This is a genomic window from Maribacter sp. ACAM166, assembly GCF_005771495.1.
Lineage (GTDB): Bacteria > Bacteroidota > Bacteroidia > Flavobacteriales > Flavobacteriaceae > Maribacter.
The window spans coordinates 22,893-45,291 of sequence record NZ_VAUW01000004.1; the positions used below are offsets into that span (position 1 = coordinate 22,893).

The following is a 22,399-nucleotide window of genomic DNA, read 5'->3' on the forward strand; positions in this document are numbered from 1 at the left end:
TTTAATATATAAGCCTTTCAGTTTACTGGAAGGCTTTTTTTTGATTTGTCATGAAATGAGCCGTTTTAACGCAAAATGTTTAGTGGTAAATTACACCTTCCTGCCGGTAGGTCAGACCATATAGTAAAGAATTGCAACAGATGAAATATACAAGACTTACAAAAGAACAATTAGAAGAACTACAACCCGAGTTTGTCAACTTCTTGGCTACCCAATCTATTACAGGTGATGAATGGCATTCGATTAAAAAGGATAAGCCTAAGGTAGCAGAAGAGGAATTGGATGTGTTTAGTGATTTGGTTTGGGAGGGAGTATTGACTAAAGTCACTTATTTGGAGAATATTTCTAAAGATCAAATGCATTTGTTTTACTTGACCGATAAAGAAATGAAGCTGATTTCTGTAAAAGTTATGAACCCAGATTTAGATTTGACTACTAAAGTGGGTTTTGATTGGTTTAAAAAGAACTGGCAATCTGACTTTGTTGAATATTTAACAGCAGCCAAGGCATATACTAACGATAAAAATATTGATAAATTCTTACTTCTTAAACAAGGAGCGGTCATTACTAAAGGTGAATTGTACAAGTGGTTTGAAAAAGTTATTGAAACCACTTAATCTTACTAAGTAAGCCCAAATATCATGAAATTATGGTAGGGGTTATTGAACAAAAGAGTGAAAATTCTTTGATCAAACAAAACCTTCCCTCTTTTGGAGGGGACTAAGGGGAGTTCTATATTTGTAACACAATACTTAATTAATGGCACAGAAACCATCCATACCTAAAGGAACGCGTGATTTTTCACCTTCTGAAATTGCAAAGCGTAACTATATTTTTGATACGATTAAAAGAAATTTTCAAACCTATGGTTTTCAACCTATAGAGACTCCTTCTTTTGAAAACTCTGATACATTATTGGGTAAGTATGGGGAAGAAGGCGACCGTTTAATATTTAAAATATTGAATTCTGGTGATTTTATCAGTAAGGTTGATGATATAACCTATAGCTCTAAGAAATCTGCAAGCATTGCACCGAAAATTACAGAAAAAGCTTTGAGGTATGACCTAACGGTACCTTTCGCACGTTATGTGGTGATGCATCAGAATGAATTAGATTTCCCTTTTAAACGCTACCAAATTCAACCGGTATGGCGTGCAGACAGGCCACAAAAGGGTCGTTTTAGAGAGTTTTTTCAATGTGATGCAGATGTAGTAGGTTCAGACTCATTACTGCAGGAGGTTGAATTGATACAATTGTATGATGCCGTGTTCGCCGACTTAAAGCTAGAAGGCGTTACCATCAAAATGAACAATAGAAAAATTTTGGCTGGTATCGCAGAAGTCATCGGTGCCAAACATTTATTGATTGATTTTACTGTAGCCCTAGATAAGTTAGATAAAATAGGGGAGGAAGGAGTTAAGAAAGAAATGTTGTCAAAAGGTATTTCTCAGGCTGCCATTGAAAAGGCTGCACCCTTGTTTGAACCACAAGGTAGTAATGTTGATCAATTACAACGTTTAGAAAAGTTGCTTAAAGGTTCTGAAGAGGGGGAAAAAGGGTTAGAGGAACTTCGGTTTATAATGCAGACTATTTCATCTGTAGGGTTGCAAAAGGTTAAACTGGCAATTGATGTTACGTTGGCCCGTGGATTAAATTATTATACAGGAGCTATTTTCGAAGTATCAGCACCTGTTGGGGTAAACATGGGCTCAATCGGTGGAGGTGGTCGATATGATGACCTTACCGCTATCTTTGGATTAAAAGATGTGAGTGGTGTGGGTATTTCATTCGGACTTGACCGTATTTACTTAGTTTTGGAAGAACTAAACCTATTCCCACAGTCGGTTGATAAAACACTTGATGTGCTTTGCCTTAACTTTGGTACGAAAGAGGCTCTGGCGTCTTTAAAATTAGTAACAGTGCTTCGTAAGAAAGGTATTTTTGCAGATTTATATCCTTCGGATGCGAAAATTCAAAAACAGTTTAAATATGCCAATAATAGAAAGGTGCCCAATGTAATTCTTTTAGGTGCCGAAGAATTAAGCAACAATTCTTTTGTAGTAAAACATATGGAGAGTGGTAATCAAACTTCGTACGCATTTTCTGAGGTCGAAGAATTTGTAGCTACTCTAAAGTAGGCTATTGATTTTCTTTAAAATGGTATTGTAATAAGATTGGGAGTGTGGCACGTAAGGTGCAGCAATCTCAGTATTAGTTAATTCTTTTTCAATTAGGTTGATAGACACTAGCTTAAGGTCTTCCACTTCACTTAGTTGTTTGGTCAATTTTTCTAGCGGAACCTTTAATTCAGAAAGAAAGGTATGTTGATATTCGCAATCAATAAGTTGTTCAGAATGTTTTTGAACTGATTTGAATACTCCAATTTTTAGTAATTTATGTTCAGTTATCGCTAAACCAATTTCTTCTCGTGTCTCACGAATGGCAGAACCTACAATAGGTTCTCCAGCACCAACATGTCCGGCAACGGATACATCCCATAGCCTTGGATAGACATCTTTGGTTGTAGCGCGTTTTTGAAACAGGATTTCTCCATCTGTTGTGTAGAACCAAATATGAACTGTAGCATGAAAAAGCCCTATTTGGTGCGCTTCCGATTTCATTGCTGTTACTCCGGTTGGTTCTCCGTTAGCATGTAATATATCTATAAGTTCATCCATAACACAAAAAAAAATCCCTCCAAAAAAAGGAGGGATTCAATAATTTAATCGAAATAACTAAAGGTTTCGCCTTCTTTAATATTTAAAAGCGTTTCATAAATTAATCGAATAACATTTTCAACATCATCTCTATGAACCATTTCTACTGTGGTGTGCATATAGCGCAAAGGCAACGAAATCAATGCAGACGCTACACCACCATTACTATAGGCGAAAGCATCTGTATCTGTCCCGGTTGCTCTTGAAGCTGCCATACGTTGAAACGGAATCTTATTGCCTTCTGCAGTTTCAATAATACGTTCCCGTAGTTTATTTTGTACTGCAGGAGCATAAGAAATTACTGGTCCTGCCCCAATCTCCGTATGTCCTTGAATTTTCTTCTCAATCATTGGCGTAGTGGTATCATGACAAACATCTGTAATAATAGCTACATCAGGCTTAATGGTTTGGGTAATCATTTCTGCACCACGAAGTCCTATTTCCTCTTGCACCGAATTGGTGATATAAAGACCAAAAGGTAATTTCACCTTATTCTCATGCAGTAATCGTGCTACTTCTGCAATCATAAACCCTCCTGCACGATTATCTATGGCCCTACAAACAAATTTGTCACCATTTAAAACTTGAAACGTATCTGGGTAGGTGATAACACAGCCTACATGAACACCCATTTTTTCAACTTCAGCTTTGTCTTTTGCGCCTATGTCGATAGTAATATTATCTAATTTAGGGGCTAGTTCTTCTTTTTCTCCTTTACGAGTGTGAATTGCTGGCCAACCAAATACACCTTTAACAATACCCTTTTTCGTATGGATATTTACCCACTTGGAAGGAGCTATTTGATGGTCGCTACCACCATTACGAATTACGTAGATTAAACCATTGTCAGTAATATAATTGACATACCATGAAATTTCATCAGAATGCCCTTCAATGACCACTTTGTATTTTGCATCAGGATTTATTACACCTACCGCAGTGCCATAGGTATCAGTAATAAAAGTGTCCACATAAGGTTTTAGGTAGTCCATCCATAATTTTTGCCCTTCCAATTCATAACCGGTAGGAGCAGCATTATTTAAGTATTTTTCAAAAAAGTCTAGTGACTTTTTGGTAATTATTTTTTTATCAGCCATCAACATAAATTTAAGCTACAAACTTAACAATATTAGCGTTGTATTAATAATAACCTTCTGTTATTATCGTTAATTTTGGCAAGACTTTTGCTTAAGCTATGTTAATGAAATACAACTATTTGCTCTTTTTTTTATCCTTGGTTACCATTTCTATTTGTTCTGCACAGGTAGAAGAACAGGAGTTAGATTCCGTAACTGAAAAAATGATCATAATAGCGGGTGATTCTCTAGTACAAAGTTCTATAGCTTTAGAAGAAACCTATGTTTTTGGTAAACTGAAATTTTCATCTTATGATGACAAATTGAGGTATTATATTTTGCGTAGAAAAACAGAGAAAGTATACCCATATGCAAAATTGGCTGCAGAACGATTAGTGGAGCTTAATGATAGCCTTTCGGGCATAAAAAACAAAAGGAAGAAAAGGAAGTATACAAGAAAGATTCATAAATACATTGAGGAAGAATTTTCTGAAGAACTTAAAAAATTGACACGTACCGAAGGTCAGATTTTAGTTAAACTGATTTATAGGCAAACAGGAACTACAGCATTTGATTTGGTTAAAGATTTAAGAAACGGTTGGCGTGCATTTTGGTATAATACCACTGCAAAGTTTTTTAAAATTAGTATAAAGGAGGAGTTTCATCCTGATCAAATTGAAGAGGACTATTTGATTGAAGACATTTTGCAACGTGCATTTTCAAAAGGTAAATTAAAACGGCAGGCTACCGTTTTAGATTATAACTATGATAAGTTGTACAATAAGTGGAAGAAGACCACTAGGGTACCCAAAAATTAAGAGGATTTAGTTTTTTTTCCGAAAACGGAATCAACTATAGTTGTGATTCCTTTAAACCCCATAAAAACGGCCCAGCCAGCCAATATAACCCCTAAAATACAAATGGGCCAAAATAAAGGATGTTCTTCATTTTTAAAAGCTTGCCAAAGTACAAATGGAGCCGTGAACATTAGTACTACGGTAGTTCCTAATCTTTTTAGCCCCTTTACAAGTAAATCTTTATCAGTTCTCCTCATTTTCTAATACGATACTTTTTTTATACTCCTGCACAACGGCGAAATAGCCTAATGCAAAATTATCTGAGCTTTCAACATTGTCAAGCACTTCTATATTCTCTATTCCTGTTACATTAAAAACATTTCCCCTCACAGTGGCGGCAGGGGTTTGAAAAGGACCTTGGTCACCACCAGACTGCACAATAATTTGGTTCATATAATTATAGAAAGATTCATCTGCACCTAAAAGACTAATGTTGATTGTTGAATCGGCATCCAATTGCAAATCTATATCATAAAAATAGGAAAATACAAAAGCTTGACCTTGATAAAATTCATCTTCAGTTACTAGGTATTGATTAAAATCAAAATCCAAAATATAAAAATCGTCTCGATTTTCTTTGTCCGTGAAAGTAACGATAACTTCTTTTTCATCCCCTGAAAATAAAGTTTCATTTCCTTGTTCCAGAGAATCGATTGGAACGCTAGATACATACCTTGTATTGGCATAATAGACTTCTTCATCGACTTCAATGTATAACTGAAGTTCGCCTGACGTAAAAAAGCCAGTATTTTTTGTTCCCTCGTAAATACCAGGATCTGTTTCTGAAAATAGAATGAAATTAGCATCAAGAGGACCCAATGGTACATAGTCTGGATTTAGTATCATGACCTGCTCTATTTCTGTAGTTTGGTTTTCATCAAAAAAGGAACTGCTTAAGCCGATTCTTATGCTAGCTGTAGTAAAATTTTGTGTTGTGTCGATTCGAATTATAGCGTCAACTGTTAATCGAGGTGTTTCTGTTGGTAGTTCAATCTCGATAACATCTTCACAAGAAACAAAAAACGCCAGTGTCAATAATAGTAGTAGTATACGTTTCATGAGTTAAAGTGTAAAATTATAGGTTACTGCAGGAATAATTCCAAAAATTGAAGTTCGAATTGCTTCATTGGCGCCGGTATCATCATTTCGTCTAAAGTTTATGGATGCAGCGTTTCGCCTATTGTAAACATTGTATAGGCTAAACACCCATTCGCCTTTAATTTTTTTATACTTATTTTTTTTAGGGGTTAGAGTGGCTGCGATGTCAAGCCTATTGTAAGCTGGTAAACGCTGCTTATTTCGAAGTCCGTAATAGGGAACAACCAATTCTTGAAATTCAAATTGCCCTATGGGATAATTTGTAGGCTGACCTGTCTGATACACAAAATTACTACTGAAACTCCATTTTTTATTTAAGTCATAACTCAAAAATAAAGATATATCGTGTGTTTTATCATAAGGGGTGTTATACCAATTACTATAATTGATTCCTGTCTCCATATTACTTTGGCCATTATCTATATCTAGAGTTCTTCCAGGTGTACGTTGTTCAGATTTAGAAAGTGTATACGCTAACCAGCCTTGTAGTCTACCTTCATTTTTACGCAGCAATAATTCTAAGCCATAAGACCGTGCCTCACCGTTTAAAATCACTTGTTCAATGGCATCATTCGCAATGAGGTTGGCGCCATCTATATAGTCTATTCTATTTTGAATTTCTTTAAAAAACACCTCACTTTCTATAGTGTAATCTCCACCTTTAATATTCTTGAAGTAGCCAAAAGCATATTGATCTAATAACTGAGGCTTTATAAATGGTCCACTTGGTGTCCATACATCTAAAGGAGTAGGAGAGCTGGTATTTGATAATAAATGAAGGTACTGAGCCAACCGGGTATAACTGGCTTTAATAGAACTGCTTTCATTTAAGGTATACGATAGGGAGGCACGTGGTTCAAAATTATTGAATGTGGCCAAATTTACACCTCGCCCAGAATTCACAACGTCAATAGGTTCGGCTTCTTGGTAAACCAATAATAAAGGATCAAAAGCAACCGGATTATTGTTTGTGTATACATTAAGTTCATCTTGCCCTAATCGCGTAAATTGACTAAAGCGAAGCCCGTACCCTAGACTTAGATTAGGGGTAACCTGATGTTCTATATCAACGTATACAGCAAATTCATTGGCATATTTCTGAATAAGTTGTTTTTCAATAATACCAGACTGATCGTTGCTGGGTTCTATTTTTCCAGGGTTGAATTGATAGTAGACATTATTAATACCATAATTCACTTGAAGCTTATCACTTACATAATGTTTTAAATCATATTTAAGGTTGAAGTTACGGATACCCGAATTCCAATTAAAACCTACAAAATCAAGTTTTAGACCGTAGTAGTAATCGGAATAGATGAGGGATAAATTGGAGAATAATTTATCAGAAAACAAATGGTTCCATCTAAAATTACCTACAGCATTGCCATAGGTGTTTACGAAACTATCATTAATTCCAAAAACATCCCTTCCAAAATATCCGGAGAGAAATATGTTATTGTTGTCGTTTAATCTGTAATTGAGTTTTGTGTTTAGGTCGTAGAAATAGGCCTTATTGTCCACATCGAATAAGGGTAGAAACAAATGGGCATATGAAGCTCTTCCGCCTATCAAGAAAGCAGCCTTATCCTTTTTTATAGGTCCTTCTACTAACAACCTACTTGCTACGGCGCCTATACCACCGTTCATTTTAAACTCTTTACTATTTCCTTCTTTTTGAAAAATATCAAGAACAGAGGATACCCTACCACCATACCGCGCAGGAATTCCACCTTTATATAATTTAATGTTTTTTATGGCATCTGGATTGAAAACCGAAAAGAAACCAAATAGGTGAGAGGAGTTAAAAATTATAGCCTCGTCTAAAAGGATTAAATTTTGATCTGCTCCACCACCACGTACATTAAACCCTGAAGCCCCCTCACCAGCATTTGTAACTCCCGGAAGTAATAAAATAGATTTGATAATATCGGCTTCGCCAAGAATTACCGGAATTTTCTTTATCGTTCCAATAGAAAGTGAATTTACGCTCATTTGTGGTTTGCGTATATCCATCTTCTCCACATTTTCAGTAACAACTACCTCCTCTAATTGTTCTGCTTCTTCTTCTAATTGAAAGTCTATTTTTTGATTTTCGGATAACGATATCTCTTGAATAATGTCTTTAAAGCCTAAATAGCTAATTAAAACCTTGTACGTGCCTTCTGGAAGTGTGATGGAATAAAAACCATATTCATTCGTAGTAATACCCGTTTGAAGCTCAGGAAATGCTACGGTAACCCCTATTAAGGTTTCATTACTGCTACTTTCTAATATAGAACCGCTTAAGGTGAATTTTTGTTGACCCCAAGCAAAGGAAGAAAAGAAGAGTAAGTTGATAAGAATAAGGTGATAATATCCTTTCATCAATTTTTATTGTAAAAATAGTTAGAATTGTGAGACACTCCTAAAACTTAATTCTCTTGTAAAAAAAATACCCTCAATGTGAATTGAGGGTATTTTATCCTTATGTGTTTAAAGTTACATGGTTTCCAAAATGCCATTAAAAGTGATACTTGGTCGCATCGCTTTTTCTACTAATACTTGATTTGGTTTATAATATCCGCCAATATCTTGTTTCGAACCTTGAGCGTCAATCAATTCCTTCAAAATTTGCGATTCATGCTCATTGATTTGGCTACTTACCGCAGTAAATATAGTTTTCAGGTCAGCGTTATCATTTTGTTCAGCCAAAGCTTCAGCCCAATATTTTGCAAGATAAAAATGACTACCTCTGGTGTCCAATTTCATAACCTTTCTGGATGGCGATTTGTCGTTTAATAAAAACTTTTCTGTTGCACTATCCAAGGTATCACCAAGAATTTTTGCTTTTACACTGTTATTTTTTTCACCGTAGAATTCCAAAGATACACCTAGGGCCAAAAATTCTCCTAAGGAGTCCCAACGTAAATGTCCTTCTTCTAAAAATTGCTCCACATGTTTTGGAGCTGATCCACCTGCACCAGTTTCAAATAGTCCGCCACCATTCATCAAAGGAACAATAGAGAGCATCTTAGCACTGGTACCTACTTCTAAAATAGGAAAAAGATCCGTTAAGTAATCTCTTAAAACATTACCTGAAACCGAAATAGTATCCTTACCGGCTTTCATTCTTTTCAAGGTAAATTCTGTTGCTGGTGTAGGCGCCATTATTTGAATGTCAAGTCCTGTCGTTTCCTCCTTGGCCAAATAGGTTTTAACTTTTTTAATAAGCTCTGCGTCATGCGCCCTATTTTCATCTAACCAGAATATAGTAGGATCATTGGTTGCCTTTGCCCTAGAAACTGCCAATTTTACCCAGTCTTGAATTGGAGCATCCTTAACTTGGCACATACGCCAAATATCTCCTTTATCTACTGAATGTTCTATTAAAACAGCACCAGTTGTTAAATCTATCACTTGTACTTTACCAGACTCCTTAATCTCAAAAGTTTTATCATGAGATCCATATTCCTCTGCCTTTTGAGCCATAAGCCCAACATTAGGAACTGTACCCATGGTCGTAGGGTCAAATGCACCATGTTTCTTACAGAAATCAATTGTTGCGGAATATATACCAGCATAGCTACTGTCTGGTATAACGGCTTTGGTATCTTGAGCTTTACCTTCAGCATTCCACATTTTACCAGAATTTCGAATCATGGCTGGCATAGAGGCATCTATAATGATGTCACTTGGTACATGAAGATTTGTAATGCCTTTGTCTGAATTTACCATGGCTAAATCGGGCCCATCAGCTAAAGCCTCATCCAAGCTTTTTTGTATATCAGCTTTATCGGAGGCAGGTAGGTGTTCTATTTTTTGATATAAACTGGCTAACCCATCATTTGGGTTAACTCCTAATTTTTCAAAAGTAGCTTCGTATTTTTCAAAAACTGGCTTTAAAAATGTTTCAACAACCTGACCAAATATGATTGGGTCTGAAACCTTCATCATGGTCGCTTTCAAATGCACAGAAAATAACACGCCTTTATCTTTTGCATCTTTAATTTCTTTCTTCAAGAACTCAAGTAGTGCTTTTTTACTCAATACGGTGGCATCAATAATTTCACCAGCCTGTAAGTCAATTTTTTCTTTAAGTATAGATTCTGAGTTTTTAGAAACCAATTTAATCTGCACGGCTGAGGCATTGGTTAGGGTCAACGATTTTTCGTTGGCTTGAAAATCCCCTTGGCCCATTGTTGATACATGGGTCTCTGAATCTGAACTCCATGCTCCCATGGTATGAGGGTTCTGTTTAGCGTAATTTTTAACTGCCCTTGGGGCTCTACGGTCAGAATTACCTTCACGTAATATCGGATTTACAGCGCTACCTTTAATTTTATCGTACTTAGCCTTTATTTCCTTTTCTTCTTCATTTTTAGGCTCAACTGGATAGTTTGGTAATTTATACCCTTTTGCTTGTAATTCTTTAATAGCTTCGTTCAATTGAGGAACAGATGCACTAACATTTGGTAATTTTATAATGTTCGCTTCTGGCTGTTTTGCCATATTGCCCAATTCTTCCAAATCGTTCGATACCCGTTGTTCTGGCATTAAATATTCAGGAAACATAGCTGCAATTCTGCTCGCAAGGGATATATCCTTGGTTTCTATTTTAATTCCAGAAGTTTTAGTAAAAGCTTTTACAATAGGTAAGAAAGACTCCGTAGCCAATGCTGGAGCTTCATCAGTTTTGGTGTAAAAAATTTTGGACATTTGCGATTTTGTTTTTAATTAAAGCGGAACAAATATACGATTTTATATACCCTAAAATGACAGGAATTGTCCGAATATTTCAGGCTCAGGCGAAGAATTGTAAAATAACAAAAGCCATATCATTGTACACGTACAGTGATATGGCTTTTTAGAAAAAGTTTACGGACAGTTTGTTTTAATTTTTCATTAAAACGGCAACCCTTGATTGCACCCGCTTCACTAACTCAACGTTTGAAATAGTATTGAATTTTTGACGAAGTGTCTAAAATCTAGTACAGATTTCTTTCTGTTGTCTTCATCAAAACCTTAAAATTCCCTTGATGTTTGGAATATTAAGTATTTAATTCATTTTAACTATTTAAAGCGAAAGCCTTTAGTAATTAAAAATCACCCGATTAAAAAATGTTCCATAAAATTGAAACAAATGGGTTAAACAACAGTACAAATAACGTAATATTTGTAATGTCTTTAAAAATGAACTTCTTAGCTCATTCAATTTAAAGTCATACCTAAAGATATGAAAAATATTGATTCTACAAGTTTTTGTATGTATTTATTAATCAACATGTTGTGAACTAGTGTTGTTCACAACATGTTCATAAAAAAACCACCGGTTCAAATGAGAAACGGTGGTTAAATATATTTGTTGAGGAAAAATTACCCTCTAATCTCCTTGATTCTAGCTTTTTTGCCAGTTAATTCACGGAAATAGTAAATTCTTGATCTACGAACTTTACCACGTTTGTTAACTTCAATTTTTTGAAGTGCTGGCAAGTTAATTGGGAAAATACGTTCTACACCAATTGTTCCTGACATTTTACGAATGGTAAAAGTTTCTGTTGAACCAGTTCCTCTGCGTTGTATAACAACACCCTTAAAAAACTGAGTTCTTGTTTTTTCACCTTCCCTTATTTCATAGTACACTGTAATAGTGTCACCAGCTGAAAATTTTGGAAATTCTTTCTTAGTTACGAATTCGTCTTGTACAAATTTTATTAATGATTCCATTGAATAGTTAATTGGAATTAAATTAGAGCAACGTTCACGATTATCGTCAGAGGTTATTCTAACAGAGTGCAAAACTAATCCTTAAATTATAACCTACAAGTATTTTTGACGTTTTTTAAGCTAAAAAACGATATAATCCCTATTCTAACAAATCTGGACGTAGACTTTCTGTGCGTTCAAAGGCCTTATTTTCACGCCACTCTTCAATTTTACCGAAATTACCACTCAATAATACATCTGGAACTTTCATTCCTTTATATTCTGCAGGTCTTGTATATATAGGTGGGGCTAAAAGACCGTCTTGGAACGTATCCGTTAGGGCAGAGGTTTCATCATTTAAAACCCCGGGCAAAAGACGAATAATAGAATCACAAAGAACAGCTGCTCCAAGCTCACCACCAGAAAGCACATAATCACCTATAGATATCTCTTTCGTTATAAATGCATCTCTAACCCGTTGGTCAACACCTTTATAGTGACCACAAAGAATAATTATATTTTCAACCATAGAAAGTTGGTTGGCCATTTTTTGATTAAGGGTATTCCCATCAGGAGTCATATAAATGACTTCATCATAGTTACGTTGCAATTTTAGATCCGAAATACATTTATCAATTGGTTCTATCATCAAAACCATGCCAGCTCCACCACCAAATTGGTAGTCGTCAACATTGCGGTATTTGGTCTCGGTATAATCTCTAATATTATGAAAATGTACTTCAACCAATCCTTTCTCTATTGCCCTTTTTAAAATAGAGGCTTCAAACGGGCTAGTAAGTAGTTCAGGTAATACGGTAATAATATCTATTCGCATCTTTAGATTTTGCATAATCAATTAACCACCCAAAAGTAATGAAAACAGTCTGAATCTTTACTCCAGCCTAATTTTTCATACAATTTTTGTGCAGGATTATCGGTAGCCGTTTCTAGTGCAAGACCTTTATAGTTATTCGTTTTACAAAATTCTTGTGCTTTTAGAAGTAAGTCTTGCCCAATGTTTTTATTCCGATATGAAGCGGCAACGAATAAATCGTTTAAAATAAGTGAGCGTTCTAAACTTACAGATGAATAGGTATAATAAAGTTGTACAAAACCAACGGCATTTTCACCATCATAAGCAGCAAATACTAGAGATTCGTCATTGGAGATTCTTTCGTACAGAAATGATGAAGCAGCTTCGATATCCGATACCATTTTATAAAACACCCTATAACCGTCGAAAAGGGAAACGATATCAGGTATTTGGGATTGTGTAACTCTTCGTATAGTATTCATATTAAAAAAGCTCCGAAAAGGAGCTTTCAATTATTTAGTTTTTTTCTGCTTATTAATTTCATCTTGAAGGTGCCTACTGATTTTTTGCTCACGTTCTAGTGCTCTTCTCCTATGATCTTCATATTCAATTTCAAGTTCAGAAAGATTCTGTTTTGCTTCTTGAGTTAAAATATTACTATTTCTAAACCTATAAATGAATAGCCCTAACATTAAAAATAAGCTACCAATTATAGTCCAAAGAATAAAATTATAAGTTCCTTTTGAAACAGGTATACCAATGAACGACATGCTATCTTTTTCATCAGTTACCAAAGAAAGATTCGTAGTCGTCTCATCTAATTTCTTGTTTAACGAAGTTATGGTTGTCTCATGTTCTGAAATGGTCGACTTAAGCTCGCTGGTTTTTTTATTCATAGCAGCAATAGAATCCAATACATTCTTACGAATTTTAAAAAGATTGGTTTCCTTTACAACTTCATATCTAATGCCATCTGCTCTATAATTACCCGAACGTTTAGCCACATAATCAAATTGATTACTGATAGGTCCTTCGTCTAACGATAATTTATCTTCTTCTTCTTTAGCGTCTTGTGCAAATTGTAGGTTAGCCGCTAGAAGAAATGCTAGTAGTAATAGTATTCTATAGAATTTCATGTAATAGGTTCTTGTGTTAAAATGACTGATTTAGAGATGACTAAAGTACTTTATTAAAGTTAAATTATAAAAAAAAAGGAACAAAGGTTATAAGCGTTTATTTATGTACGTACCCTGTTGTAAAATAGATGTTTTTATTACTTATTAGTAGTAAGTGTAGCGACGCACCTTAGCAATATATTTCGCTAATCGAATTACCTGATGTGAATAACCGTATTCGTTATCATACCATATATAGAGTATAATATTTTTACCGGTACTTGAAACAATGGTCGCCCTGCTGTCATATATTGAAGGGGCAGAAGTGCCTATAATGTCAGATGAAACTAACTCCTTATCAAGCGAATATTTAATTTGTTCCACTAAATCGCCCTCCAAGGCATATTTTTTAATCATGGTATTCACACCATCCAAGGAAGTTTTTTGATTCACTTCAAGATTTAGAATTGCCAACGAACCATTAGGTACAGGAACTCTTATCGCATTCGATGTGAGCTTACCCTTTAAAGTAGGTAATGTTTTGGCAACGGCTTCTCCTGCTGCAGTTTCGGTAATAACCATATTGAGGGCAGCGGCACGACCTCTTCTGTATTTGCCATGCATATTGTCCACTAAATTTTGGTCATTGGTATAGGCATGAATCGTTTCTAAATGTCCTTTTTTTATACCTAAAGTTTCTTCAACTGCTTTTAAAACCGGAGTTATGGCATTTGTCGTACATGATGCGGCCGAAAACAAAAGCGTGTCATCTGGATCATATTCTAAATGATTTACACCATGAACAATATTTGCAACTTCCTTTCCAGGTGCTGTTAATAATACCTTTGCTGCACCGTTGGCTGTAAGATGCCGTTCTAATTGTTCTTTGTTGCGAAAAGCACCAGTATTGTCGATAATTAAAGCATCCTTAATGCCGTATTCAGTATAATCAACTTCTTCTGGTACATTTGCGTAAATTACATGTACGGTTGTGCCGTTAATAACAAGTCTTTGATTGTCATGGTCTACATTCACGGTGCCATTAAAAATACCATGAACAGAATCTGATCTCATCAGGCTCGCTCTTTTTTCAAGGTTTTCGCTATTTTCCTTCCCTCTAACAACAATAGCCCTAAGCCGTAATTGATTGCCCTTACCAGTTTTGGACATCAATTCTCTAGCTACCAATCGCCCTATTCTGCCAAAACCATAGAGTACTACGTCTTTAGGCTCTATACTTTTGAAATCTTGTGAAGTTTTCAACTTCTCTAAGACAAATGCTCTTACATTGTTGAAGTTATTGTCATCTGAATGGTATTCATACGTTAATTTACCAATATCAAGCTTAGATGGAGGTAACGAAATATCTCCTATTGAGCGTAGTATTTCAACTGAATCAAAAATTGAAATTGGTTTTTGCACAAATTCACCTGCATATTCATGCAAATTGATAATATCACTTACATTCTTATCGATAACCTGATTCTTAAAAAGTACGATTTCAATGGACTTGTCGTACCAAAAATCACTTACGATTTTGATAAACTCAGTAGTTGCCTTTCTGCGGTCTGCTTGAAATGCCAACTCCTTTTCATAGGTGGTTTTTGGGCCCATAATAATTGATTGAGTTTTAGAATTGTGACAAAACTAGAAAAATTTAAGTCCCTTAAGCACCTATTTCGAATAAAAAAGCCTCCATAATTACGGAGGCTATACATCTAATCGATTTTTTTATTGAAAAATTAGTCGGTCTCTTTCACCATTTGAACCTACCATGGTTATGATAGTCTTCCCGTATTTAGAGATGCTTCCGAATGCATTGTAAGCGTCGTCAATATTGCCAATCTCAACTTCATCTATCTTAATAATCACTTTTCCTGCTAATCCGTACCCCCGGTATCTTTCAGGAACCCCTATAATTTTTACACCGGTTTTAGTCTTATAGACCTTTTTGTCTTGCTCGGTAAGATTTTTTACTTCCAAGCCCATTTCTGGAACAACTAGGGTTAGTCTTTCTTTTAAAGTCAATGGCAGAATCAATAATTCTTTATTTCTGTCAATCACAAATTTTAAGGTGTCTCCAGGTCGTTTTGTGGATAGATACCCTGTTAAATCGGGATATTTATGCACATCAATCTCATCAACTTTCTTAATAATATCCCCTATTTCAATACCAGCTTCCTGTGCGGCAGATTCCTCTTCGATGTACTCAATAAATACACCATCAATGTTATTAATGCCTCTTTCTATAGCATCGCGTGTATTCACTGGTGCCGGACGAATACCCATAAACCCTTTTTGAACATTGCCATATTCCAATATATCTTGAACTACTTTTTTTGCAATATTACTAGGTACTGCAAATGAATAACCGACATAAGATCCAGTTTGTGAGGTAATCGCCGTATTTATACCGACTAAATCTCCATTCGTATTCACAAGTGCTCCACCAGAATTTCCCGGGTTTACAGCTGCATCAGTTTGTATAAACGATTGATTTTTCCCAAGATTACGAGCTTTTGCGCTTACAATACCTGCAGTAACTGTAGAGGTAAGGTTAAAAGGATTTCCAACAGCTAATACCCACTCTCCAATTTTAGTATGGTCAGAATCGGCAAAAGCCAAATAAGGTAACTTTTCTTTAGCGTCAATTTTTATCAAAGCAATATCAGAATTTGGATCGGTCCCAATCAATTCTGCTTTATAGGTTTGATTATTGTTGAGGGTTACTTGTAATTGATTTGCTTTTGTGATGACGTGATTATTGGTGACAATGTAGCCATCAGAAGAAATGATTACTCCAGATCCAGTACCTACTTGTGGTACTGTACTACCTCCTGAACCATAGAAAAAATCAAAAATAGTGGTAGGGCCTTTGCTTAAGGTTATGTTCTTAACGTGTACTACCGCATTTACTGTGTTTTCGGCGGCCATGGTGAAATCGACATCATTTATTCCAGAACCTTTGTAAGAAGTAGGGGTGTGGCTAGTATTGACTATTCCGTTTCCATTATCTTGGGTTATAATTGTAAAGTTGTCTTTTTCTAAAAAAAACTTATATGCACCCAAAGTTATCGCACCTGCGAAAACTGCAACAAGTAGGAGACCTGCTATTCTTTTCATAATCTTTTTATTTTTAGCATATTGCCTGTAAAATTACTCGATTTTATGCTTCTATATAAGCGTTTAACTACTTTTTAACTACTAATAAAAACTTAATTATGTGGTATATTTGAGTCTTAAAAATTACATGAAAGATACTTTTTATAAATTCCAAGGAACAGGAAATGATTTTGTGATGATTGATAATCGTGAAAATCAATTCTCAAAAGATGATACAGCATTAATCGCCCGTATTTGTAACCGTAGATTTGGTGTAGGTGCTGATGGGTTGATTCTCTTGGAAGAAGATGAGCAGACAGATTTTAAAATGGTATACTTTAATGCGGATGGTAAAGTAGGAAGTATGTGCGGTAATGGCGGAAGATGTATTGTAGCTTTTGCCCACCTTTTAGGCCTAATTAAGAATAAGGCTGAATTTAGTGCTGTTGATGGTAAGCATGAAGCAAGTATTGAGGGAGATGTCATAAGTCTGAAAATGCAAGATGTTCATGAAATCAGAAAAAAATCGAATGCAGTTTACATGAATACGGGATCGCCACATCATGTTCAATTAGTTAATGGCTTGAAAACATTCAATGTATTTCAAGAAGGTGCTCGCTTACGATATGGAGTTTATGGTGAAAAAGGGAGTAATATAAATTTTGTAGAAATTAATCAATCGGAAGGATTTGATATACGTACTTACGAACGTGGTGTAGAGGATGAAACTCTATCTTGTGGTACAGGGGTGACAGCAGTAGCATTGGGTATGCATCACATGGGAAAGACTAAAGAGCATGCCATTGCAATTAAAGCTTTAGGCGGTGATCTTGAAGTTTCATTTGAGGAACGGAATGGTGTATACAGTAATATTTACCTTAAAGGAGAAGCAAAACAAGTTTTTAAAGGGGAGATAACATGGTGAAATTAAAAGGAAATCAAGTGTATTTAAGGGCGATAGAACAAAAGGACCTAGATTTTCTATATGAACTTGAAAACAATACTGATGTTTGGGAAGTAAGTGGTACAATAACCCCTTACTCTAAAAATGTACTACAACTCTATTTAGATAATGCTCATCGCGATTTGTTTGATGTGAAACAGTTGAGACTGGTTATTAGCACTAATCAACATGAGACTATTGGTTTAATCGACATTTTTGATTTTGAGCCTAATCATAAACGAGCAGGGTTGGGAATTATTATTCTTGAGACGCAAAATCGAAATAAGGGAATAGGTGCCGAGGCGATAACATTATTGTGTGATTATGTTTTTGATGTATTAGACTTAAATCAAGTCTATGCTAATATTTTAGAAGATAATGAGGCTAGTATGCATTTATTTAAAAAATTAGGATTTGTGCAAGTAGGTGTTAAAAAAGAGTGGGTTCGCATCAACAAAACCTATAAAAATGAAGTTTTACTACAAAAAATAAAAAGCTGATGAATATCAAACGTATTTTATTAGGTGTAGTATTTGTAGGTTTAATTAGTGGCGGAATTTTCGCCTACATGTTATATACCAGCTTCTTTACCCCAAATACAAGTTTCAATGCAGAAGAGGCTTTTGTCTATATACCAACAGATGCATCGTTCGAGGACCTTGAAGAATGCTTGGTGCCATTTGTAGATGACTTTAAATCATTTGAATCTGCGGCGGATAAAAAGGGCTATCTGAAAAATATAAAGGCGGGAAGATATAAGATTGCGAAGGGAATGAATAATAATGAACTCGTCAATTCGTTACGAAGTGGTAATTTACCAGTAAAAGTGTCCTTTAATAATCAAGAAACTATTCAGGATTTAGCGGGTAGAGTCGCAAGCCAAATAGAAGCTGATAGTGTAAGTCTTTTGGCTGCATTTGATGATAGTAAATTTTTAAATGCTGAAGGATTTAATGAAGCGAATAAGTTGTCGCCCTATATTCCTAATAGTTATGAGTTTTTCTGGAATTCCTCAGCTCAAGGTTTTAGGGATAGAATGCTGAAGGAATATAAGCGGTTTTGGACAGATGCACGTATAGAAAAAGCAAAAGAATTAGGTTTGACACCTCATGAAGTAATCGCATTAGCGGCTATAGTGCATAAGGAAACTGCTAAAATTGATGAGCGTCCAAGAGTTGCCGGTCTATATCTTAATAGATTGAAATCGGGAATGTTATTACAGGCAGACCCAACAGTAATATATGCCATCAAAAAAGAATCCGGAAATTTTGACCAGATTATAAAACGCGTGCTTTACAAAGATTTGGAGTTAGATTCCCCATATAATACCTATAAAAAAAGTGGTGTGCCACCAGGACCAATAACGATGCCCGATATCAGTGCTATTGATGCTGTTTTAAATTCGGAAAAGCATAAGTATTATTATATGGTAGCAAATGTAGAAAATTTTGGATATCATATGTTTGCTGAGAATTTGTCGCAACACAACCGAAATAAGGAGCAATATATACGATGGATTAATGCACAAAAAATCAAAAGATAAGCTAATTGTCGGAATTTTAGCACTTCTTAACTAAATCTGAATTCTTTTAACAGATCCTTCTCAAACTACGATTTTTTCCATTCTATCTTTGGCGAAGAAATTTAAGCAAGCAAATAGTAATCGCCTTAAGTCTTAAGAAATAAGAAGTATGAGAAGATGGATATTGATAAGTTGTCCTCTTATTGTGGTGTTTATTTTATCTGGTTTCGGTTTTAAGCCTTTTAAGGTTGAAGTGCCAGAATTACTTAAAATAAAAGAACCTAATTTAGTTTTGTTTCCTCGAAACGAAGCCCTTTTACCTTGCCACCAAATTAACCCTCCGTATTTAGGTAGCCAATTTATAGGATTTAAGGAGGCTTTGGCCTTCAAAGAATCTCAAGGTAATTATTTTATCACCAATACCTATGGGTATTTAGGAAAATACCAATTTGGTTTGGGTACTTTAGAACTAGTTGGAGTATATGACGAAATTCGTTTTTTAAATAATCCCGTGCTTCAAGAGAAAGTTTTTCAGGTGAATATTTCCCGTAACAAATGGATTTTAAGAAAAGATATCAAACGATATATTGGTATGAAAATGCGTGGTATTGAAATTACCGAGTCAGGTATTTTGGCAGCTGCACATCTTGCGGGTCCGGGTAATGTAAAGTTGTATTTAAGGTCTCAAGGCCGAATGGACCTCAAAGATGGTTATGGTACGAGTATCTCCAACTATATGAAAAAGTTTTCAGGGTATGATATTTCAATGATTTTACCGAAAAGAAATCCAAGAATATAAAAGTAGTATTAGATCGAAAAATGAGAAACCTTGGCTATTTATTGTCAAGGTTTTTTTATGCTTGTATAATAAAAATGGCTGGTCTTTTATGAAGGTCCACATTTTCCCTTTTCCAGTTTATGGCAGTTTTCGTTTTTATATATTCGGTAGGTAAGGTAATATCTGCTGCCACACATATTCTAGTACTCGGAGCTAAAGACTTTATAAGTTCCTCTAGCATTTTGTTATTACGATATGGAGTTTCAATGAAAACCTGTGATTGGTTATCTTCCTTAGATTTCCGTTCTAAGTTTTTAATATATTTTTTTCGCTCAGAACTATCTATAGGTAGGTAGCCGTTAAAAGCAAAATTTTGCCCATTCATACCACTAGACATTAACGCTAGCAAAATAGAGGAGGGACCAACCATTGGAATTACCTGAATATTCTTTTCATGTGCTATTTTCACTACTGCCGCTCCAGGGTCAGCTATGCCAGGACAGCCAGCTTCAGAAAGTATGCCTACATCATAGCCCTCTAAACAAGGGTTTAAAAAACCAGGAATTTCTTGTGGCTCGGTAAATTTATTAAGCACAGATAGTTTTAGTGATGGTTGTGATTTTCTTGGGCTTATTTTTTTTATAAAATGACGAGCCGTTTTTTCATTCTCCACGACATAGTAATCTAATTGCTCAATAGTTTGTTTGATTGAAATGGGCAATACCTCTAATGGAGCCATATCACCTAATGTAGAAGGAATCAAATATACACGACCTGTTTTCCCGTTTTGCTTGTTCATTTTAGTTTTATAATCTAGCTGCAATAACATCGCAAGCTTTGTCTATCATTTGAAACACCTTTTCAAAACCATCTTCAGAATCATAATAGGGATCAGGTACTTCCTTGTTCTTCACATTGATTTCACTTAAAAGTAATGTTACTTTTTCTGAATCTTTTTTATTTCTTGCTAGACCTATAATATTACTATAATTGCTTTTGTCCATAGCGTAAATCAAATCAAAAGAATCAAAATCACAAACGGTAAATTTCCTACAACGTTGCTGACTTATATCAATACCATTTTCTTGCGCCACTTTTATGGATCTTGAATCTGGTGGATAGCCAACATGATACCCTGCTGTACCAGCTGAGTCTACATATGTATGTGCTGAATCCACTTTGTGTTTAAGAATACCTTCAGCTAATGGCGACCTACAGATATTACCTAGGCAAACCATCAAAATGTTCATGGTGTAGAAGGTGTTAAGAGAATTTCTTGGTTAGGTCATCAATGTACTTGCGGAACTGCTTGTCAGTCTCCGCTAAGTTGTCAACAGTTTTACACGCATGTAAAACTGTAGCGTGATCTCTTTTGCCAATTTGCGAACCGATACTCGCCAAAGATGCTTTAGTGAATTTCTTTGCAAAGAACATTGCAAGTTGCCTTGCTTGAACGATGTGTCTTTTTCTGGTTTTGGATTGTAATGTTGCTACATCCATTTCAAAATAATCAGACACTACTTTTTGAATATAATCTATAGAAACTTCCCTTTTGGTATTCTTCACGAATTTCTCTACCACTTGTTGGGCAAGATCTATAGTTACTTCTCTTTTATTTAGCGTTGATTGTGCAATCAACGAAATAATAGCACCTTCAAGTTCCCTAATATTGGTTTTGATATGTTTTGCAACATATTCTATAATATCTTCAGGGATTTCAACACCATCCCGGTATAATTTATTCTTTAAAATAGATATTCGAGTTTCGTAATCAGGACTTTGAAGTTCTGCAGACAATCCCCATTTAAAACGAGATAATAAGCGTTGTTCAATATCTTGCATATCTACAGGGGCTTTATCCGAAGTAAGTATTACTTGTTTTCCATTTTGATGTAAATGGTTGAAAATATGAAAGAACACATCTTGTGTACCCGATTTTCCAGATAAGAACTGTACATCATCGATAATTAGAACATCGATTAATTGATAGAAATGAATAAAATCATTTCGAGTATTCTTTTTAACAGATTCAATATACTGCTGTGTGAATTTTTCCGCAGAAATATATAGAACCGTACGCTCTGGGTATTTGTCTTTTATCTCAACCCCAATAGCGTGCGCTAAATGTGTTTTACCTAATCCAACTCCTCCAAATACTAATAAAGGATTGAATGAAGTGCCACCTGGTTTATTCGCAACTGCCATACCGGCAGAACGTGCCAAGCGGTTTGAATCACCTTCCAAAAAATTATCAAAACTATAATTTGGATTTAACTGTGACTCTATTTTTATATTTCGGATTCCTGGTATTACAAATGGATTACGTAATTCAGGGTTTTTCGACTTAATAGGAACATCCATTTCTTGAGCAGCCATTGCGCCTCTGTTAGAACTAGGGATTTTTTCTGTAAACGGTTCTTTGTTTCCGTAGGTGTTTTCCATACGAATAATATATACCAGTTTAGCCGTTTCCCCTAATTCTTTGGTCAGGGCAACTTTTAAAAGCTTTACATAATGCTCTTCTAGCCATTCGTAAAAAAACTTACTAGGTACTTGAATACTTAAGGCGTTTTCAGATAATTTAACCGGTTTAATAGGCTCAAACCAAGTTTTGAATGCCTGCGGTTGGATATTATCCTGTATAAATACTAAACAGTTTTTCCAGACAGAATTTGCAGTAACACTCATAATAAA

At 35.3% G+C, this 22,399-nt stretch carries 22 protein-coding genes; 7 read left to right on the top strand and 15 right to left on the bottom strand.

What is annotated here, in order from left to right; genetic code table 11:
* Positions 1 to 140: 140 nt before the first annotated feature.
* Entirely contained in the window at positions 141 to 617 is a 477-nt protein-coding gene (locus ES765_RS04310) for a DUF6495 family protein (protein WP_138111449.1), read from the top strand.
* 142 nt (positions 618 to 759) lie between these two features.
* Positions 760 to 2,139, top strand: coding sequence for a histidine--tRNA ligase (gene hisS / locus ES765_RS04315; protein WP_138111451.1), 1,380 nt, complete (start codon positions 760 to 762; stop codon positions 2,137 to 2,139).
* On the opposite strand, the gene ES765_RS04320 is transcribed toward hisS, so the two are convergent.
* Together ES765_RS04320 and ES765_RS04325 are read right to left on the bottom strand one after the other, a co-directional pair.
* Complete coding sequence (locus ES765_RS04320; protein ID WP_138111453.1) at positions 2,131 to 2,679, bottom strand: NUDIX hydrolase; 549 nt, start codon at positions 2,677 to 2,679, stop codon at positions 2,131 to 2,133. The genes hisS and ES765_RS04320 overlap by 9 nt on opposite strands.
* Before the next feature lie 44 nt (positions 2,680 to 2,723).
* Positions 2,724 to 3,815 carry a M42 family metallopeptidase gene (locus ES765_RS04325; RefSeq protein ID WP_138111455.1) on the bottom strand — a complete coding sequence of 364 codons (1,092 nt, stop codon included), beginning with the start codon at positions 3,813 to 3,815 and terminating at the stop codon, positions 2,724 to 2,726.
* A 104-nt stretch (positions 3,816 to 3,919) separates the two neighbouring features.
* On the opposite strand from ES765_RS04325, the gene ES765_RS04330 reads away from it, so the two are divergent.
* On the top strand, positions 3,920 to 4,612 hold the full coding sequence (locus tag ES765_RS04330; RefSeq protein WP_138111457.1) for a DUF4294 domain-containing protein: 693 nt from the start codon (positions 3,920 to 3,922) through the stop codon (positions 4,610 to 4,612).
* On the opposite strand, the gene ES765_RS04335 is transcribed toward ES765_RS04330, so the two are convergent.
* From ES765_RS04335 to ES765_RS04380, 10 genes are all read right to left on the bottom strand, one after another.
* Positions 4,609 to 4,848 carry a DUF6095 family protein gene (locus tag ES765_RS04335; RefSeq protein ID WP_138111460.1) on the bottom strand — a complete coding sequence of 80 codons (240 nt, stop codon included), beginning with the start codon at positions 4,846 to 4,848 and terminating at the stop codon, positions 4,609 to 4,611. The two genes, ES765_RS04330 and ES765_RS04335, sit on opposite strands and share 4 nt — an antisense overlap.
* On the bottom strand, positions 4,835 to 5,710 hold the full coding sequence (locus tag ES765_RS04340; RefSeq protein WP_138111462.1) for a DUF4249 family protein: 876 nt from the start codon (positions 5,708 to 5,710) through the stop codon (positions 4,835 to 4,837). Before ES765_RS04340 ends, ES765_RS04335 begins: the two co-directional genes overlap by 14 nt.
* 3 nt (positions 5,711 to 5,713) lie before the next feature.
* Entirely contained in the window at positions 5,714 to 8,113 is a 2,400-nt protein-coding gene (locus ES765_RS04345; RefSeq protein ID WP_138111464.1) for a TonB-dependent receptor, read from the bottom strand.
* A gap of 114 nt (positions 8,114 to 8,227) precedes the next feature.
* Complete coding sequence (locus tag ES765_RS04350) at positions 8,228 to 10,444, bottom strand: NADP-dependent isocitrate dehydrogenase (protein WP_138111466.1); 2,217 nt, start codon at positions 10,442 to 10,444, stop codon at positions 8,228 to 8,230.
* Between the two features lie 657 nt (positions 10,445 to 11,101).
* Entirely contained in the window at positions 11,102 to 11,452 is a 351-nt protein-coding gene (gene rplS / locus ES765_RS04355) for a 50S ribosomal protein L19 (RefSeq protein ID WP_138111468.1), read from the bottom strand.
* A gap of 139 nt (positions 11,453 to 11,591) precedes the next feature.
* Positions 11,592 to 12,266, bottom strand: a complete 675-nt coding sequence (trmD, locus tag ES765_RS04360; protein WP_138111470.1) for a tRNA (guanosine(37)-N1)-methyltransferase TrmD — start codon at positions 12,264 to 12,266, stop codon at positions 11,592 to 11,594.
* Positions 12,267 to 12,283: 17 nt separating this feature from the next.
* Entirely contained in the window at positions 12,284 to 12,727 is a 444-nt protein-coding gene (locus ES765_RS04365; protein WP_138111472.1) for a GNAT family N-acetyltransferase, read from the bottom strand.
* Positions 12,728 to 12,757: 30 nt separating this feature from the next.
* The gene (locus ES765_RS04370; RefSeq protein ID WP_138111474.1) at positions 12,758 to 13,381 is read right to left on the bottom strand and encodes a tRNA (guanine-N1)-methyltransferase; all 624 of its coding nucleotides are present in this window, start codon (positions 13,379 to 13,381) and stop codon (positions 12,758 to 12,760) included.
* A gap of 144 nt (positions 13,382 to 13,525) precedes the next feature.
* Entirely contained in the window at positions 13,526 to 14,974 is a 1,449-nt protein-coding gene (locus ES765_RS04375; RefSeq protein WP_138111476.1) for a glyceraldehyde-3-phosphate dehydrogenase, read from the bottom strand.
* Between the two features lie 117 nt (positions 14,975 to 15,091).
* The gene (locus ES765_RS04380) at positions 15,092 to 16,483 is read right to left on the bottom strand and encodes a S1C family serine protease (protein ID WP_138111479.1); all 1,392 of its coding nucleotides are present in this window, start codon (positions 16,481 to 16,483) and stop codon (positions 15,092 to 15,094) included.
* A 127-nt stretch (positions 16,484 to 16,610) separates the two neighbouring features.
* On the opposite strand from ES765_RS04380, the gene dapF reads away from it, so the two are divergent.
* The 4 genes from dapF (at position 16,611) to ES765_RS04400 (ending at position 19,726) form a co-directional block, all read left to right on the top strand.
* A complete protein-coding gene (dapF, locus tag ES765_RS04385) occupies positions 16,611 to 17,387 on the top strand; it encodes a diaminopimelate epimerase (RefSeq protein WP_138111481.1) in 777 nt (258 codons plus the stop codon).
* Positions 17,381 to 17,905, top strand: coding sequence for a GNAT family N-acetyltransferase (locus ES765_RS04390; RefSeq protein ID WP_138111483.1), 525 nt, complete (start codon positions 17,381 to 17,383; stop codon positions 17,903 to 17,905). The genes dapF and ES765_RS04390 overlap by 7 nt, the downstream gene beginning before the upstream one ends.
* Entirely contained in the window at positions 17,905 to 18,948 is a 1,044-nt protein-coding gene (mltG, locus tag ES765_RS04395) for an endolytic transglycosylase MltG (RefSeq protein WP_138111486.1), read from the top strand. Before ES765_RS04390 ends, mltG begins: the two co-directional genes overlap by 1 nt.
* A gap of 148 nt (positions 18,949 to 19,096) precedes the next feature.
* Positions 19,097 to 19,726 (top strand): hypothetical protein, encoded by a 630-nt coding sequence (locus ES765_RS04400; RefSeq protein ID WP_138111488.1) that lies wholly within the window; start codon positions 19,097 to 19,099, stop codon positions 19,724 to 19,726.
* Positions 19,727 to 19,781: 55 nt separating this feature from the next.
* Here the strand turns inward: ES765_RS04400 and ES765_RS04405 are convergent, their stop codons facing one another.
* From ES765_RS04405 to dnaA, 3 genes are read right to left on the bottom strand one after another with little or no spacing between them, the layout of a single operon-like run.
* Positions 19,782 to 20,504 (bottom strand): SAM-dependent methyltransferase, encoded by a 723-nt coding sequence (locus ES765_RS04405; RefSeq protein ID WP_138111490.1) that lies wholly within the window; start codon positions 20,502 to 20,504, stop codon positions 19,782 to 19,784.
* A 7-nt stretch (positions 20,505 to 20,511) separates the two neighbouring features.
* Positions 20,512 to 20,955 carry a low molecular weight protein-tyrosine-phosphatase gene (locus ES765_RS04410; RefSeq protein ID WP_138111492.1) on the bottom strand — a complete coding sequence of 148 codons (444 nt, stop codon included), beginning with the start codon at positions 20,953 to 20,955 and terminating at the stop codon, positions 20,512 to 20,514.
* Between the two features lie 13 nt (positions 20,956 to 20,968).
* Entirely contained in the window at positions 20,969 to 22,393 is a 1,425-nt protein-coding gene (gene dnaA, locus ES765_RS04415; protein WP_138111494.1) for a chromosomal replication initiator protein DnaA, read from the bottom strand.
* Positions 22,394 to 22,399 lie beyond the last annotated feature (6 nt).

What these genes read in the sequence shown, in the direction of transcription:
- ES765_RS04380 (WP_138111479.1), bottom strand. Translation starts at nt 16,483, where the DNA reads ATGAAAAGAATAGCAGGTCTCCTACTTGTTGCAGTTTTCGCAGGTGCG.
- dapF (WP_138111481.1), top strand. Translation starts at nt 16,611, where the DNA reads ATGAAAGATACTTTTTATAAATTCCAAGGAACAGGAAATGATTTTGTG.
- ES765_RS04330 (WP_138111457.1), top strand. Translation starts at nt 3,920, where the DNA reads ATGAAATACAACTATTTGCTCTTTTTTTTATCCTTGGTTACCATTTCT.
- ES765_RS04390 (WP_138111483.1), top strand. Translation starts at nt 17,381, where the DNA reads ATGGTGAAATTAAAAGGAAATCAAGTGTATTTAAGGGCGATAGAACAA.
- ES765_RS04310 (WP_138111449.1), top strand. Translation starts at nt 141, where the DNA reads ATGAAATATACAAGACTTACAAAAGAACAATTAGAAGAACTACAACCC.
- dnaA (WP_138111494.1), bottom strand. Translation starts at nt 22,393, where the DNA reads ATGAGTGTTACTGCAAATTCTGTCTGGAAAAACTGTTTAGTATTTATA.
- trmD (WP_138111470.1), bottom strand. Translation starts at nt 12,266, where the DNA reads ATGCGAATAGATATTATTACCGTATTACCTGAACTACTTACTAGCCCG.
- ES765_RS04405 (WP_138111490.1), bottom strand. Translation starts at nt 20,504, where the DNA reads ATGAACAAGCAAAACGGGAAAACAGGTCGTGTATATTTGATTCCTTCT.
- ES765_RS04335 (WP_138111460.1), bottom strand. Translation starts at nt 4,848, where the DNA reads ATGAGGAGAACTGATAAAGATTTACTTGTAAAGGGGCTAAAAAGATTA.
- ES765_RS04345 (WP_138111464.1), bottom strand. Translation starts at nt 8,113, where the DNA reads ATGAAAGGATATTATCACCTTATTCTTATCAACTTACTCTTCTTTTCT.
- ES765_RS04375 (WP_138111476.1), bottom strand. Translation starts at nt 14,974, where the DNA reads ATGGGCCCAAAAACCACCTATGAAAAGGAGTTGGCATTTCAAGCAGAC.
- ES765_RS04400 (WP_138111488.1), top strand. Translation starts at nt 19,097, where the DNA reads ATGAGAAGATGGATATTGATAAGTTGTCCTCTTATTGTGGTGTTTATT.
- ES765_RS04370 (WP_138111474.1), bottom strand. Translation starts at nt 13,381, where the DNA reads ATGAAATTCTATAGAATACTATTACTACTAGCATTTCTTCTAGCGGCT.
- ES765_RS04325 (WP_138111455.1), bottom strand. Translation starts at nt 3,815, where the DNA reads ATGGCTGATAAAAAAATAATTACCAAAAAGTCACTAGACTTTTTTGAA.
- rplS (WP_138111468.1), bottom strand. Translation starts at nt 11,452, where the DNA reads ATGGAATCATTAATAAAATTTGTACAAGACGAATTCGTAACTAAGAAA.
- ES765_RS04350 (WP_138111466.1), bottom strand. Translation starts at nt 10,444, where the DNA reads ATGTCCAAAATTTTTTACACCAAAACTGATGAAGCTCCAGCATTGGCT.
- ES765_RS04410 (WP_138111492.1), bottom strand. Translation starts at nt 20,955, where the DNA reads ATGAACATTTTGATGGTTTGCCTAGGTAATATCTGTAGGTCGCCATTA.
- ES765_RS04340 (WP_138111462.1), bottom strand. Translation starts at nt 5,710, where the DNA reads ATGAAACGTATACTACTACTATTATTGACACTGGCGTTTTTTGTTTCT.
- ES765_RS04320 (WP_138111453.1), bottom strand. Translation starts at nt 2,679, where the DNA reads ATGGATGAACTTATAGATATATTACATGCTAACGGAGAACCAACCGGA.
- hisS (WP_138111451.1), top strand. Translation starts at nt 760, where the DNA reads ATGGCACAGAAACCATCCATACCTAAAGGAACGCGTGATTTTTCACCT.
- ES765_RS04365 (WP_138111472.1), bottom strand. Translation starts at nt 12,727, where the DNA reads ATGAATACTATACGAAGAGTTACACAATCCCAAATACCTGATATCGTT.
- mltG (WP_138111486.1), top strand. Translation starts at nt 17,905, where the DNA reads ATGAATATCAAACGTATTTTATTAGGTGTAGTATTTGTAGGTTTAATT.